At 61.9% G+C, this 15050-nt stretch carries 14 protein-coding genes; 9 read left to right on the top strand and 5 right to left on the bottom strand.

The window, feature by feature from the left end; translation table 11 throughout:
• Nucleotides 1-116: 116 nt before the first annotated feature.
• The 3 genes from choV to choX form a co-directional block, all read right to left on the bottom strand.
• Nucleotides 117-1148, bottom strand: a complete 1032-nt coding sequence (gene choV / locus ACN0WV_RS09735; protein ID WP_417605397.1) for a choline ABC transporter ATP-binding protein — start codon at nucleotides 1146-1148, stop codon at nucleotides 117-119.
• On the bottom strand, nucleotides 1145-1981 hold the full coding sequence (gene choW, locus ACN0WV_RS09730) for a choline ABC transporter permease subunit (RefSeq protein WP_417605395.1): 837 nt from the start codon (nucleotides 1979-1981) through the stop codon (nucleotides 1145-1147). The genes choV and choW overlap by 4 nt, the downstream gene beginning before the upstream one ends.
• An 87-nt stretch (nucleotides 1982-2068) precedes the next feature.
• Nucleotides 2069-2989: a choline ABC transporter substrate-binding protein gene (choX, locus tag ACN0WV_RS09725; RefSeq protein ID WP_417605393.1), complete on the bottom strand. Its 921-nt coding sequence runs from the start codon at nucleotides 2987-2989 to the stop codon at nucleotides 2069-2071.
• 105 nt (nucleotides 2990-3094) lie between these two features.
• Here choX and betI point away from each other — a divergent pair, with 105 nt between their 5' ends.
• The 4 genes from betI to betA are packed head-to-tail and all read left to right on the top strand — an operon-like array spanning nucleotide 3095 to nucleotide 8313.
• Nucleotides 3095-3667: a transcriptional regulator BetI gene (gene betI / locus ACN0WV_RS09720; protein ID WP_084354326.1), complete on the top strand. Its 573-nt coding sequence runs from the start codon at nucleotides 3095-3097 to the stop codon at nucleotides 3665-3667.
• The gene (gene betC / locus ACN0WV_RS09715) at nucleotides 3664-5172 is read left to right on the top strand and encodes a choline-sulfatase (protein ID WP_417605391.1); all 1509 of its coding nucleotides are present in this window, start codon (nucleotides 3664-3666) and stop codon (nucleotides 5170-5172) included. The genes betI and betC overlap by 4 nt, the downstream gene beginning before the upstream one ends.
• Before the next feature lie 22 nt (nucleotides 5173-5194).
• Nucleotides 5195-6655, top strand: a complete 1461-nt coding sequence (gene betB, locus ACN0WV_RS09710) for a betaine-aldehyde dehydrogenase (RefSeq protein ID WP_417605389.1) — start codon at nucleotides 5195-5197, stop codon at nucleotides 6653-6655.
• Nucleotides 6655-8313, top strand: a complete 1659-nt coding sequence (gene betA / locus ACN0WV_RS09705) for a choline dehydrogenase (RefSeq protein ID WP_417605387.1) — start codon at nucleotides 6655-6657, stop codon at nucleotides 8311-8313. The genes betB and betA overlap by 1 nt, the downstream gene beginning before the upstream one ends.
• An 82-nt stretch (nucleotides 8314-8395) precedes the next feature.
• On the opposite strand, the gene modA is transcribed toward betA, so the two are convergent.
• On the bottom strand, nucleotides 8396-9166 hold the full coding sequence (modA, locus tag ACN0WV_RS09700; protein WP_417605385.1) for a molybdate ABC transporter substrate-binding protein: 771 nt from the start codon (nucleotides 9164-9166) through the stop codon (nucleotides 8396-8398).
• 207 nt (nucleotides 9167-9373) lie between these two features.
• On the opposite strand from modA, the gene dapF reads away from it, so the two are divergent.
• From dapF to ACN0WV_RS09680, 4 genes are all read left to right on the top strand, one after another.
• Nucleotides 9374-10219 (top strand): diaminopimelate epimerase, encoded by an 846-nt coding sequence (gene dapF / locus ACN0WV_RS09695; RefSeq protein WP_417605590.1) that lies wholly within the window; start codon nucleotides 9374-9376, stop codon nucleotides 10217-10219.
• The gene (mtaB, locus tag ACN0WV_RS09690; RefSeq protein ID WP_417605383.1) at nucleotides 10216-11472 is read left to right on the top strand and encodes a tRNA (N(6)-L-threonylcarbamoyladenosine(37)-C(2))-methylthiotransferase MtaB; all 1257 of its coding nucleotides are present in this window, start codon (nucleotides 10216-10218) and stop codon (nucleotides 11470-11472) included. Before dapF ends, mtaB begins: the two co-directional genes overlap by 4 nt.
• Nucleotides 11473-11521: 49 nt before the next feature.
• The gene (locus ACN0WV_RS09685) at nucleotides 11522-12214 is read left to right on the top strand and encodes a CDP-alcohol phosphatidyltransferase family protein (RefSeq protein WP_417605382.1); all 693 of its coding nucleotides are present in this window, start codon (nucleotides 11522-11524) and stop codon (nucleotides 12212-12214) included.
• A gap of 120 nt (nucleotides 12215-12334) precedes the next feature.
• Nucleotides 12335-13216 (top strand): DMT family transporter, encoded by an 882-nt coding sequence (locus ACN0WV_RS09680; protein WP_084354340.1) that lies wholly within the window; start codon nucleotides 12335-12337, stop codon nucleotides 13214-13216.
• Here ACN0WV_RS09680 and ACN0WV_RS09675 read toward each other — a convergent pair.
• Nucleotides 13206-14015 (bottom strand): ABC transporter permease, encoded by an 810-nt coding sequence (locus tag ACN0WV_RS09675; protein ID WP_417605380.1) that lies wholly within the window; start codon nucleotides 14013-14015, stop codon nucleotides 13206-13208. The genes ACN0WV_RS09680 and ACN0WV_RS09675 overlap by 11 nt on opposite strands.
• Before the next feature lie 119 nt (nucleotides 14016-14134).
• On the opposite strand from ACN0WV_RS09675, the gene ACN0WV_RS09670 reads away from it, so the two are divergent.
• Nucleotides 14135-14707, top strand: a complete 573-nt coding sequence (locus tag ACN0WV_RS09670) for a GcrA family cell cycle regulator (RefSeq protein ID WP_417605378.1) — start codon at nucleotides 14135-14137, stop codon at nucleotides 14705-14707.
• Nucleotides 14708-15050: the final 343 nt, after the last annotated feature.

Raw genomic sequence — 15050 nt, 5'->3', positions numbered from 1 at the left:
TAGGCGGCTTTTGACGAAGTGGCGCACTGTTTTCCGGGCAATGCCTGCGCAGTGATTGCCGCAAATTGGCAGGGTCCGTTTCTGAACGGTTAGGGCGTTTCACAGGATTGGTCTGTTTATTGATCAGGTCTGGCGTCGAGCAGTTTCTTGATCAGACCCGCCTTGGAAATCTGCCCGATTGGCTGCCCTCCCGAAATCACTGCCAGCGGCATTTCCAGGTCGACAATACTGCGCATGGCCTCCTCCACGCTTGCGCCAGCGTCGATATGTTGCGCGGGCTGGCAGTCCAAGGGCTCCATCACATCGGCGGCGGTTAACACGCCCAGCGGGTTCATATTGGCGACAAAATCCGCGACGTAGTCATTGGCCGGGTTGGTGAAGATGTCCTTGGGCGTTCCCTTCTGAACGATACGGCCGCCTTCCATGATGGCGATGTGATTGCCCAGCTTGAACGCCTCGTCCAGATCGTGACTGACGAAAATGATCGTGCGTTGCAGTTTTTGCTGAAGGTCCAAAAGCTCATCCTGCAACCGGGTGCGGATCAGCGGGTCGAGGGCCGAGAACGGCTCGTCCATCAGCAGGATCGGCGCGTCGGTGACAAAGGCGCGGGCCAGCCCCACGCGTTGCTGCATACCGCCCGACAATTCGCCCACCTTGCGGTCGCCCCAGTCAGCCAGACCAACCAGATCAAGCTGCTCGTCAACCTTCTTGGCGCGCTCGGGCTTGGCCATGCCGCCCAGTTCCAGACCCAGCCCGACATTTTCGCGCACCGTGCGCCATGGCAACAGACCGAATTGCTGAAACACCATCGCGACGCGACTTAGCCGGATTTTGCGAAGCCCCTGCGGCGTGGCATCCGTGACGCTGACCATCTGTCCGCCATCGCTGACGCGCACCTCGCCGCGTGCGACGGGGTTCAGCCCGTTGACCGCGCGCAGCAATGTCGATTTTCCGGACCCTGACAGCCCCATCAGCACGAGGATTTCGCCCTCTTCAACGGTCAGGGAACAGTCATGCACACCCAGAACCTGATCTGTCTTTGTCTGGATCTCGGACCGGTCAAGACCTTTATCCATCAACGGCAGCGCCTTGGCCGGGTTTTTTCCAAACACGATGGACACATTGTCGATCTCAACAGCTGTTGTCATTTGCGCGCCCCTACATTGAGCATACGGTCAAGGATGATGGCGACGACAACAATGACAAAGCCGCTCTCGAACCCCAGTGACGTGTTCACCTGATTGAGCGCGCGGACCACCGGCACACCCAGTCCGTCTGCGCCCACAAGTGCGGCAATCACCACCATGGACAGCGACAACATGATGGTCTGATTCAACCCGGCCATGATTTGCGGGAACGCATAGGGCAATTCCACCTTCACCAGCGTCTGGCGCGGGGTGGCCCCAAAAGCGCGCGCGGCCTCCAGCAAGGCTTGCGGGGTCGAGGACACGCCAAGCCATGTCAGACGGATCGGCGCGGGCAGCACGAAGATTACCGTGGCGATCAGGCCGGGCACCATGCCAATGCCGAAAAAGACGATGGCCGGGATTAGGTAAACGAAGGTCGGCAGCGTCTGCATCAGGTCCAGCACGGGCCGCATCGCGGCGTAAAGCCTTGGGCGATGCGCCGCAGCGATGCCGACGGGCACGCCCACCCCCATGCACACCACGCAGGCAGACAGCACCAGCGTCAGGCTTTCGGTGGTCTCTTCCCAGTAATCCTGATTGAGCACGAAGAGAAAGCCCAGACCCACGAACAGGCAGACCTTCCAATTGCGCTGCAAGACCCATGTCAGCACAACGAATGCAGCGATGACGATCAACGGGTTCGGCGTTTGCAACACCCACAGAATACCGTCGATCATGCCTTCCAGAATGTCGGACAGGGAATCGAAAAATATCGCGCCCCGGCTTTCAAGCCAGTCAAAGGCATTCCCGGCGACCTTGCCCACGGGAATCTTGTTTTCGGTCAGCCAATCCATGCAGGCGTCCTTCTACGTGACCGCGCGGGTGTTACACCCGGAACGGCGCGGCGGGCGGCCCTTTGAGGGAACCGCCCGCCATTGAACTTACTCGCTGAGCGCCGCGTCGATCGCCGCTGCGGCATCACCACCGTCCTTGGTGGTCACACCGTCCAACCAGCCTGCATAGGCGTCCGGATGGGCGGCCAGCCAAGTGCGGGCGGCATCCTCGGGGTCTTCGCCGTCATCAAGGATCGCCGCCATGATCTCATTCTCCATGGCCAGCGTGAATTCAAGGCTCTGCAACAACTTGCCGACATTCGGGCAGGCCTCGACATAGCCCGCGCGCGTGTTGGTGTGAACCGTTGCGCCGCCCAGATCGGGGCCGAACCAGTCATCGCCGCCTTCCAGATAGGTCATGTCGAAATTGGCGTTCATCGGATGCGGTTCCCACCCCAGAAAGACGACCGGCTTGTCGCGCCCGTCCGCACGGGCGACCTGCGACAGCATCCCCTGTTCAGAGCTTTCGACAACCTCGAACCCGTCCAGCCCAAAGGCATCGGCTTCGATCATGTCCAGGATCAGGCGGTTGCCGTCATTGCCCGGCTCGATGCCGTAGATTTCGCCGTCCAGCGCGTCACGATGCGCGGCAATGCTGGCGAAATCGGTGATGCCCAGTGCCGCGCCAGCCGCGTTTGTGGCCAGCGTGTATTTCGCGCCTTCGAGATTTGCGCGCACGGTATCGACAGTGCCCGCCTCGCGGTAGGGCGCGATGTCCGCCTCCATCGTGGGCATCCAGTTGCCAAGGAACACATCCACATCGCCGCCCTCAAGCGCGGTGTAGGTCACCGGAACGGACAGCACCTTGATGTCAGTCTCATAGCCAAGCGCCTCCAGCACAACGCTGGTCGCGGCCGTGGTGGCGGTGATATCGGTCCAGCCCACATCGGACATGACAACCTCGTCGCAATTGGCAAAGGCGGCACCCGCGCCAAGCGCAAGAATGGAGGTGGCGGTAAATAGCTTCATTGGGATCTCCCTATCGGGCACTTCGGCCCGTTTCCTGATTGACCAGTTAATCAATCACTGATTAGGGTCATGAATACAACATTTTTCTGGCAGCCGGAGACCCAGATGAGCATTGAGGTCAGACGCAGAAAGGAGCTTGTGATTGCCGCGATCGAAGAAATCGGCGTGCAAGGGTCGCTGGATGTGACGGTCAGCAAAATCGCAAAGCGCGCCGGGGTATCCTCGGCTCTGGCGTTCCATTATTTTGGTGACAAGGATCGGCTGTTCCTCTCTGCGATGCGTTTCGTGCTGACAGTTTATGCGACAGAGGTGCGCAAGTCACTCGCCACCGCAGACGGGCATCATGCAAGGCTTCGGGCGCTGATCCATGCCAGTTTCACCCCGTCGAATTTCTGCAACACCGCGATTGCGGCCTGGCTGAACTTCTACGTTCTGGCGCAGCGATCCGACGAAGCAAAGCGGCTGCTCTGGGTCTATCAACGCCGCCTGCATTCGAATCTGGTGCATGACCTCAAACCCCTCACCGGCACCAACGCCCAAGCGATCGCAGAGCGGATCGGCGGGTTGATCGACGGGCTTTACCTGCGCTTTGCGCTCAACCCGGCGGGTCTGAACGGCGAAAGCGCCACAGCATTGGTGCTGGACGCGCTGGACCACGAGATCGAGGCCGTGACATGAGCCAACCAAATATCCTGATCCTCATGGTGGACCAGTTGAACGGCACGCTGTTTCCCGATGGTCCCGCCGATTTCCTGCATCTGCCCAATCTGACCAAGCTGGCTGCACGGTCCACCCGGTTCAAATACGCCTACACCGCCAGCCCGCTTTGCGCACCCGGACGGGCAAGCTTCATGTCCGGGCAGTTGCCCTCGGTCACGGGCGTCTACGACAATGCGGCCGAGTTCCCCTCGGACCTGCCCACTTATGCGCATCACCTGCGCCGCGCGGGCTATCACACCTGCCTGTCGGGCAAGATGCATTTCGTCGGCCCCGACCAGATGCACGGCTTCGAGGAGCGGCTGACAACCGACATCTATCCCGCTGATTTCGGCTGGACGCCCGATTACCGCAAGCCGGGCGAACGCATCGACTGGTGGTATCACAACATGGGCTCTGTCACCGGTGCCGGCGTGGCCGAGATCTCCAACCAGATGGAATATGACGACGAGGTCGCCTATAACGCGACCCGCAAGCTTTACGATCTGGCGCGCGGCAAGGATGACCGCCCGTGGTGCCTGACCGTCAGCTTCACCCACCCGCATGACCCTTATGTGGCGCGGCGTGAATTCTGGGATCTTTACGAGGATTGCGAGCATCTGGAACCGCAGGTCGGTGCCATCCCCTACAAGGATCACGACCCCCATTCGCAACGCATCTTCGACGCCAATGACTGGCGCAGCTTCGACATTACCCGCGAAGACATCCGTCGTTCACGCCGTGCCTATTTCGCCAACTGCTCTTATCTGGATCAGAAAATCGGAGAGATCCTCGACGTGCTGGAACGCACCCGGCAAGAGGCGATCATCGTTTTCGTGTCAGATCATGGCGACATGCTGGGCGAGCGCGGGCTGTGGTTCAAGATGAGCTTCTTCGAAGGGTCGTCGCGCGTGCCGATGATGATCTCTGCCCCCGGCATGGAACCGGGGCTGGTCACCGATCCCGTGTCCAATATCGACATCTGTCCGACGCTTTGCGATCTGGCAGGCGTGTCGATGGAAGAGGTCGCCCCCTGGACACAGGGCGAAAGCCTTGTTCCCCTTGGAAAAGGTGCGGCCCGCGACACGCCCGTTGCGATGGAATACGCGGCTGAGGCGTCTTGCGCGCCGATGGTATCGCTGCGCTACGGCAAGTGGAAATACAACCGCTGCGCGCTGGACCCCGATCAGCTCTTTGATCTGGAAAACGACCCGCACGAGATGACCAACCTCGCGGATGTGCCTGCCCATGCGGGCACGCTGGCGACGCTTCGCGCAAAAGCCGAGGCCCGCTGGGATCTGGACTGTTTCGATGCCGATGTGCGCCAAAGTCAGGCCCGCCGCTGGGTCGTCTACGAGGCATTGCGCAACGGCAGCTACTACCCGTGGGATTACCAACCGCTTCAGAAAGCCTCCGAACGGTTCATGCGCAACCACATGGATCTCAACGACGTCGAAGAAAACCAGCGCTTCCCGCGCGGCGAATGACGCCTATCTGAAAGGCACCCCAATGACCTACCCGACCCAGCCCACCGCCAGCCATTACATCAATGGCGCTTATGTCGAAGATGCCTCGGGCACGCCGCTCTCGGTGATCTACCCCGCCACCGGGGCCGAGATCGCGCAGCTTCACGAAGCGACACCCGATCTGGTGGATAGCGCGCTTGCCGCCGCCCACCGCGCGCAGCCCGCATGGGCCGCCATGTCGGGAACAGAGCGGGGCCGCATCCTGCGCCGCGCCGCCGACATCATGCGAGAGCGCAACCACGACCTGTCGGTGCTGGAAACTTATGACACCGGCAAGCCCCTGTCGGAAACGCTGGTCGCCGATGCCACCTCTGCCGCCGATGCTCTGGAATATTTCGGCGGCATCGCGGCCAGCATCGCGGGCGAGCATATCCAACTGCCAGAGGGCGACTTTGTCTATACACGGCGCGAGGCGCTTGGCGTCTGCGTCGGTATCGGGGCGTGGAACTATCCCACCCAGATCGCCGCCTGGAAGGCCGCGCCCGCGCTGGCCTGCGGCAATACGATGGTGTTCAAACCCTCTGAAACCACACCGCTCTGCGCGCTGAAACTGGCAGAGATCCTGACCGAAGCAGGTGCTCCTGCGGGTGTGTTCAACGTTGTGCAGGGCAAGGGTGCGGTCGGTGCGCAGCTTGTGGGCGATGCCCGCGTCGCCAAGGTCTCGCTCACCGGATCTGTGCCGACGGGGGCACGCGTCTACGCCGCAGCCGCCGCCGGGTTGAAACACGCCACGATGGAGCTTGGCGGCAAGTCGCCCTTGGTGATCTTCGACGACGCCGATCTGGAAAGCGCCGTCTCGGGCGCGATCAACGCCAATTTCTACTCCACCGGACAGGTTTGCTCCAACGGAACGCGGGTCTTCGTACAGAAAGGCATCAAGGACGCCTTCGTGAAACGCCTCGCCGAACGGCTGCAAGGTGCCGTGATCGGCGATCCCATGCAAATGGAAACCACCATCGGTCCGATGGTCAGCGAGAGGCAGCTGGAAATCGTGTTGGGCTATATCGAAAATGGCAAGGCCGAGGGCGCGCGGCTGGTCGCAGGCGGCAACCGCCTCAATCGTGACGGATTCTATATCGAACCCGCGGTTTTTGCCGAGGTCACCGACGACATGACCATCGCCCGCGAGGAAATATTCGGGCCAGTCATGTCGGTGCTGGATTTCCACACCGAGCAAGAGGCGCTGACCCGTGCCAATGCCACCGAATTTGGCCTTGCTGCGGGCGTCTTCACCCGCGACATCACCCGCGCCCACCGCATGGTTGCCGGGTTCGAGGCAGGAAGTTGCTATATCAACACCTACAACCTTACCCCGGTCGAGGCACCTTTTGGCGGGTCCAAAATGTCCGGCGTCGGGCGTGAAAACGGCAGTGCCGCCATCGCTCATTGGTCTGAGATCAAATCCGTCTACGTCGCCATGACTCCCTGTGAGGCGGCCTTCTGATGCAAGCCGATTACGTCATTGTCGGGGCCGGCAGCGCAGGCTGTGCGCTGGCCTACCGGCTGTCAGAGGCCGGGCATTCCGTGATCGTCATCGAACATGGTGGCTCCGATGCGGGCCCATTCATTCAGATGCCCGCTGCGCTCAGCTATCCGATGAACATGGCGCGCTATGATTGGGGCTATCGCACCGCGCCGGAACCGCATCTGGGCGGTCGGCAATTGGTTGTTCCGCGCGGCAAGGTGATCGGCGGATCGTCCTCGATCAACGGCATGATCTATGTGCGCGGGCACGCGCGCGATTTTGACACCTGGGCCGAAATGGGGGCGCGCGGTTGGTCCTATGCCGATGTGTTGCCCTATTACAAGCGGCTGGAACATTGGCACGATGGCGGCCATGGCGGCGATCCTGACTGGCGCGGGACGGACGGCCCCTTGCATGTCAGCCGGGGGCCGCGCACCAATCCGTTGACCCGCGCCTTTGTCGAGGCCGGGCATCAGGCCGGATACCCGATCACGGATGACTACAACGGCTGGCAGCAAGAAGGGTTCGGCCCCTATGATGCAACGATCTGGAAGGGCCAGCGCTGGTCTGCCGCCAATGCCTATCTGCGCCCGGCGTTGAAGCGCGAGAATTGCACCTTGATCCGTGCGCTCGCCCGCCGTGTGGTGATCACAGAAGGCCGCGCCACAGGTGTCGAGGTCATGCGTGGCGGTGCAACCGAAGTGATCGAGGCGCGGGCCGAAGTGATCCTCGCCGCGTCATCCCTCAATTCGCCGAAACTGCTGATGCTGTCAGGGATCGGCCCAGCCGCGCATCTGGCCGAACACGGGATCAAGGTCGTCGCCGACCGTGCGGGCGTCGGTCAGAACCTGCAAGACCATCTGGAGCTTTACATCCAGCAGGCCGCAACCCAGCCCGTCAGCCTGTTCAAGCACTGGAACCTGATGGGCAAGGCGATGATCGGCGCGCAATGGCTGTTCACCCGCACCGGGCTTGGCGCGTCCAACCAGTTCGAAAGCGCCGGCTTCATCCGCAGCCGCGCAGGCATCGACTATCCCGACATCCAGTTCCACTTCTTGCCCATCGCCGTGCGCTATGACGGCAAGGTTGCCGCCGAAGGCCATGGCTTTCAGGCCCATGTCGGGCCGATGCGATCCAAATCGCGCGGCGCGGTCACGCTGCGATCCGCTGACCCCGCAGAGGCCCCGAATATCCTGTTCAACTACATGTCCCACCCTGATGACTGGGAGGAGTTCCGCACCTGCATCCGTTTGACGCGCGAGATCTTTGCACAGGACGTCTTTGCGCCCTATCGCGGCAAGGAGATCCAGCCCGGCGCAGATGTGCAAAGCGATGCTGACCTGGATGGTTTCATTCGCGAACATGTCGAAAGCGCCTATCATCCCTGCGGCACCTGCCGGATGGGGAGCGGCGACGACCCTTTGGCCGTTGTGGACCCCGAAACCCGTGTCATCGGCGTGGATGGTTTGCGCGTTGCCGACAGCTCTGTTTTCCCGCAGATCACCAACGGCAATCTCAACGCGCCGTCGATCATGGTCGGCGAAAAGGCCGCAGACCATATCCTGGGTGGCGCGATGCTGGCCCCTTCCAACGCACAGCCCTGGATACACCCGGATTGGGAGAAGGCGCAGCGATGACCCCGCGCCACAGCGAAACCCGCCCCGGCCCCCGAGCCGGGGCCTCGCGCCGCCCTGGCCGAATCACTGACACTGAGCGTGTTCAGTCTGGTAGCACAGCGAATCCGTCACGCTCAAAGATCGTGCGTGCCGCATCCGAGCGCAGGAAATCCAGAAACGCGACTGTCAAAGGGGTATCGCGTTCGGTCACCGCCGCCACCGGATAGACGATGGGCGGGTGACTGCCCTCCGGAAAGGTGCCGATCACGCTGACATGTGGCTCTGCCACGGCGTCGGTCGCGTAAACGACGCCAAGCGGCGCTTCTCCCGTAGCAACCAGGGCCAGTGCCGTGCGCACATTATCGGTCTGCGCCACCCTGCCTTCGACCAGTGGCCACAGGCCCAGCGAGTCCAGCGCCGCCTTGCCGTAGATGCCCGCCGGGACGGCCTCGACCAGCGCCATCGCCAGCCACCCGTCACCCAGCATTGTTGCCAGATCCATGCCCGGCACAATCTCGACCGGATCCGCGTGCCCATGCGCAACCAGGACCAGATGGTTGCCCAGAAGGTCGCGGCGCGTGCCTGTCGCGATCAGGTCGGACGCGTCCAAAGCATCCATCCAGGCCACATTGGCGGAGATGAACACATCCGCTGGCGCGCCCTGCTCTATCTGCCGCGCCAGTGCAGAGCTTCCGGCATAGGCGATGACTGCCCGGTTGCCGGTCTCCGCCTGCCAGGCTTCGGCCACATCATCCAGCGCGGTCTTGGTACTGGCAGCGGCAAATACCGTCACCTCTGCGGCCACAACCAATTGCGCAACCACACAGAACACCAGCGCGCAAAGCAATCGAATAATATGCAAGGATCGGATCATCATCGCAGCATGAATGCGCCCCGGCCCAAGCGCAAGCGGCCCAAAAGTAGAAGGCGCGCCCCTGCGCCGGAATTGCCAGTGAAACGCCCTTTTCGGGCGCGTCGCCCTCCGTCGCACGCACGCCACTGCGTCAATAACGCCATCAGCGGTCGTCTTTCCGCCCGGTGACGGTGCGCGCCTCTGGAAAGCGTGGCCGGACAGGCGTATATGCCCGCCATGGATACGCGTGATGATACCGGATTGCCCTTCATGAAAATGCACGGGCTGGGCAACGACTTTGTCGTGCTGGATGCCCGTGTGCGACAGACAAACGTGACGCCCGCACTGGCACGCGCCATAGCCGACCGGCACCGGGGCATAGGCTTTGACCAGTTGGCCCTGATCGAGGCGCGCGGCACAGGCGATGCGCATCTGACCTTCTACAATTCCGACGGCTCCACTGCCGGGGCGTGCGGCAACGCGACCCGCTGTATCGCACGCTACCTGATGGACGAAACCGGACGCGACAGCCTGACCCTGACGACGGATCGCGGCACGCTTTCGGGGCGCGACATGGGCGATGGGATCACCTCGGTCAATATGGGCGCCCCGCAGCTCAATTGGGATGAAATCCCGCTGGCCGAGGAAATGGACACGCTGGAACTGCCGATCGAGGGCGGCCCGACGGCCACGGGCATGGGCAACCCGCATTGCACCTTTTTCGTGCCGGATGCAGAGGCCGTGCCGCTGGACCAATTCGGCCGCCGCTATGAACATCACCCTCTCTATCCCCAACGCACCAATGTGCAGGTCGCCAGTATCATCGGCCCCGATCATCTGCGGATGCGGGTCTGGGAACGGGGCGTCGGGCCGACTCTGGCCTCTGGTTCGTCCTCCTGTGCCACGGCCGTTGCCGCCGCGCGGCGCGGGCTGACCGGGCGCAAGGTGCGGGTTGATCTGGATGGCGGATCGCTGGAAATCGACTGGCGCGACGATGGCGTCTGGATGACCGGCACCACCACGCATGTCTTTGACGGCGTGTTGACACCCGCCTTTCTGGACAGCGTCCGATGAGCAATCCTCCGAAATTCACCACGCTGGGGTGCCGTCTGAACGCCTACGAATCCGAGGCCATGCGCGAGCTGTCCGAGGCCGCCGGTCTGGACGATGCCGTGATCGTCAACACCTGCGCCGTCACCGCCGAGGCCGTGCGCAAGGCGCGTCAGGAAATCCGCCGCCTGCGCCGTGAAAACCCTGATGCGCGTCTGATCGTCACCGGCTGCGCCGCCCAGATCGAACCTGAAACCTTTGCCGCGATGGACGAGGTTGATCACGTCATCGGCAATACCGAAAAGATGCGCCCCGACACATGGACCGCGCTCGCCGCTGATTTCATCGGGCAAACAGAGCGTGTGATGGTCAATGACATCATGTCCGTGACTGAAACGGCGGGCCACCTGATCGACGGGTTTGGCCGCCACCGTGCCTATGTGCAGGTCCAGAACGGGTGCGACCACCGCTGCACGTTTTGCATCATCCCCTACGGTCGCGGCAATTCACGATCCGTGCCTGCGGGCGTCGTGGTGGACCAGATCAAGCGGCTGGTGGACAAGGGCTTTAACGAGGTCGTGCTGACCGGCGTGGATCTGACCAGTTGGGGCGCGGACCTGCCTGCCACGCCACGTCTGGGTGATCTGGTGATGCGCATCCTGAAACTTGTGCCGGACCTTCCGCGCCTGCGCATTTCGTCGATTGACAGCATCGAGGTGGACGAGAACCTGCTGGCCGCCATCGCGACCGAACCGCGCCTGATGCCGCATCTTCACCTGTCGCTGCAACATGGCGATGACCTGATCCTGAAACGGATGAAACGCCGTCACCTGCGCGACGATGCCATCCGCTTTGCCGAAGAGGCCCGCCGTCTGCGGCCCGAAATGACCTTTGGCGCGGACATCATCGCGGGCTTTCCGACCGAAACCGAAGAGCATTTCGTCAACTCGTTGAAGCTGGTCGACGATTGCGGTCTGACATGGCTGCACGTCTTTCCCTATTCGGCACGGCCCGGTACACCAGCGGCGCGCATTCCGAACAAGGTCAACGGCACCGTCATCAAAGAGCGCGCCGCACGGTTGCGCGCCGCCGGCGAGGCTCAGGTGCAGCGCCACCTTGAGGCGCAGATCGGACGCAATCACCGTGTCCTGATGGAAAAGCCGCGACTGGGGCGGACCGAACAGTTTACCGAAGTGTCCTTTGCGCAAGATCACGCGGAAGGCCAGATTGTCGCCGCAACCATAGTGGGGCGTGACGGCAACCGTCTGACAGCGTGAACGCCGCGCGGGATTTACAATCCCGTCTGTTTTGCGCCATGACAGTGCCATGACCATTCAAACGCGTGCGCTTATTGTTCATTTCCTGACGGCCACAGGGGCGGTCTTTGCCATGCTGGCGATGCTGGCGGCTGCCGACCAACGCTGGGATCTGATGTTTCTTTGGCTGGTGGTGGCCTTCGCGGTCGACGGTGTCGACGGGCCACTGGCACGCAAATACGACGTCAAGATCAACGCGCCGCGCTTTGACGGGGTGCTGCTGGACCTGATCATCGACTATCTCACCTATGTGTTCATCCCGGCCTTTGCGCTGTTCAAATCAGACCTGCTGCCGGGCTGGACCGGCTGGTTTGCGATCATCGTGATCACCTTCGCCAGTGCGCTTTATTTCGCCGACAACCGAATGAAGACCGAGGACAACTCTTTTAACGGGTTTCCGGGCTGCTGGAACATGCTGGTGATCGTGCTTTTTGCCACGCGTCCGGATTTCTGGATCATTCTTGCACTGGTCGCGGTGCTGTCGATCGCGATGTTCCTGCCGCTGAAATTCATTCATCCGGTACGCACTGATCGCTGGCGCGCCGTGTCCCTGCCCATCGCCCTGGCCTGGACCTTTTTCGCCGGCTGGGCAGCCTGGGTCGACTTTCATCCGCAAAGCTGGGCAATCTGGGGGCTGGTGGCCACGTCGATCTACCTATTGGGGGCAGGCATCGCGCAACAGCTTGTGACCGCGCGAAAATAACGCCCAAGCGCAAGTGACAGAACGGGGTGTCACCGCACACGCACTAATGTGCCCCATTGCCATCCCAACCCCGACAAACAGGCTTGCACATCGCCACGACGTCCCGCAAAGCTGGCGCGCATGTTCATTCCCACCACCGCCAATCCCGCCCTCGCAGCCCTTCTGACGCTCTGCGCCTCTGCCTTCGCGGCGGGCACAACCTTGCTGGCCAAGGCCATCGGGACGGGTGCGCTTGGCGATCCGCTGCATCCTTTGCAGATCAGCCATGGCCGGTTTGCGTTTGCTTTTCTCGCCATTGCGGTGACGTATTTGGCAACACAAAGCAAAATCCACAGTCCGGAATGGACCACCCATGCAGCGCGATCTGTGTTCGGCTGGGGTGGCGTGACACTGATGTTCGCTGCCGCCGCCTTCATTCCGCTTGCCGATGCGACCGCAATCAGCTTTCTCAACCCGGTCTTTGGAATGATCTTCGCCATCATCTTTCTGCGCGAAAAGGTCGGCCCGGTGCGCTGGACTGCGGCCTTGATCGCCCTGATCGGCATGGCGATCCTGCTGCGCCCCGCGCCCGATAGTTTTCGGCCTGCGACGCTTCTGGCATTGGCCGCAGCGGTGACGCTTGGGGCGGAGCTTATCTTTATCAAGCGCCTGTCAGGCCGCGAACCGGTGCTGCAAATCCTGTTTATCAACAACGCCATCGGGCTGGGCATTGCCAGTCTCGCGGTGATTGCCGTCTGGCACCCGCCCAGCTGGCAGCAATGGGTGGCGCTGGCGGGGATCGGGCTTCTGATGGCCTCGGCGCAGTTCTGTTTCGTAAATGCCATGGCACGGGCCGATGCCAGCTTTGTCGCACCGTTTTTCTACGCCTCGCTGGTCTTTGCGACGCTCTACGACTTTGTCGTGTTCCGGGTGACGCCGGATGCGATCTCTGTCACCGGTGCCACGGTCATTATGGCCGGGGCGGCCCTGCTGGCGTGGCGCGAGGCCCGGATCAGGACTTGAGCCGGGTGCCGTTTCGGAACAGCATCCAGGCGATGGAACTGACAACGGCAACAGAAAACACCGAGACCGCCAAACCCAGAGCGGGAGGGCTGTCGGACACGCCGATCATGCCGTAGCGCACGCCGTCAATCAGATAGAAAATCGGGTTCACATGGGTGATCTCTCGCAGGCCAAGGGGCAATGCGTCGACCGAGTAGAAGGTGCCCGACAGGAAAGCGAGCGGCGTGATGATGAAGTTGGTGATTGCCGCCATCTGGTCAAATTTCTGTGCAAAAACACCCGCGATGACGCCAATGCCGCCCATCAGGGCCGATCCCAGGATCACGAATACCAGCATCCAAAGCGCATGGGCCGGAACAAGCCCCGTGGCCAACGCCAGACCCAGGGCGATGGCCAGCGCCACGATCAGCCCGCGCGCAATGCTGCCCACCATATAGCCCACGACCAGTTCGGCCGGGCTGAGCGGTGGCATCAGTGTGTCGACGATATTGCCCTGCACCTTGGAGACCATGATCGAGGACGCGCTGTTGGTGAACGCGTTCTGGATGACCGTCATCATCAGAATGCCGGGCGCGATGAAATCCGTGAAAGCCACACCCATCACATCGCCCCGCCGCGGTCCGATTGCGATGGTGAAAATCAGCAAAAACAGCCCCGACGTGACCAGCGGCGCAAGCAAGGTCTGGGTCCAGACCACCGCAAAGCGCAAGACTTCACGTTCGCAAAGTGTATACAGCCCAAGGGTGTTCCAGCGTCCGAACCGCCTGACGCCCTGTGCCAATCCCTGTCGAGTGCTCATCTCATTCTCCGCAATGGTTGCGTTAGCCTTGTAACTCGTTGCTCAGTGATTAAAATAGGGGCTGATCCGAATTTACCGGCGGCCCCCAAGTGTGGCCGCCTTTTGCCTAAGGAATTTCCATGTCCTGGACCGATGAACGTGTCGAGCTGCTCACGAAGATGTGGAGCGAAGGCCAGTCTGCCAGCCAGATTGCCAAAGAGCTTGGCGGCGTGACCCGCAATGCCGTGATCGGCAAGGTCCACCGGCTGGGCCTGTCCAACCGTGCGGGCGCGACGCCCGCCCCTGCCAAGACAGAGCCAAAGCCCGCCGCCCCGGCAGCCAAGCCCAAACCCGTCCCCGAGGCGGACGCCAAACCCAAGCCCGCCGTCGAAGCGCCTGCGCCCGAGACCCGTCCGGTCGTGTCGCATATCCGCAAGGCGATCATCCCGGCGGGCCAGCCGTTGCCGCCGCAGCCATCGGCCAACGAGATCAGCCCCGAGGCTTTGGCCAAGGTCAGCGAGATCGAGAAGAAAGCGAAGAAGATCAGCCTGATGGAACTGACTGAGCGGACCTGCAAATGGCCCGTGGGCGATCCGGCGACGGATAACTTCTGGTTCTGCGGTCTACCGGTACAAGCAGGCAAGCCGTATTGCGAGGCGCATGTCGGCGTGGCGTTCCAGCCCATGTCGTCGCGTCGTGACCGCAAGCGCTAGGACGCATGCTGATCGCTGCCCCCATGGGTCTGCCATAGTCTCGCCACGCGGCCTGTACCCTGAGACCTGAGACCTGAGAATTTACAATCCGTCTGCTTTTGACACAGTTTCGGATCGCAAAGCGATCCGACCGGGAGGGGCGAGGCGGTTCGCCTCGCCCCTCCCGGTCGGTTGCAAACCCAAGCTCTGTTGCATGGATAGGTTCAGGAGTGAGGGGCCAGTCCCTCACACTCCCCTGAGTATTTTCGCCAATGAGAATTTGAACGAAGGCCTGGCGAGAGAAGGCGAGGTTCGGGATGACGGAGGCTGGAATATGGTTTTCTATGCCTCGACCGACTGGTCT

Origin of the sequence: Primorskyibacter flagellatus (assembly GCF_048268605.1) — a bacterium.
In the GTDB taxonomy this organism is placed as follows: domain Bacteria; phylum Pseudomonadota; class Alphaproteobacteria; order Rhodobacterales; family Rhodobacteraceae; genus Primorskyibacter; species Primorskyibacter flagellatus.
The sequence above is the reverse complement of the archived record's forward strand: the minus strand, read 5'-3'. Positions and strand labels throughout refer to the sequence as shown.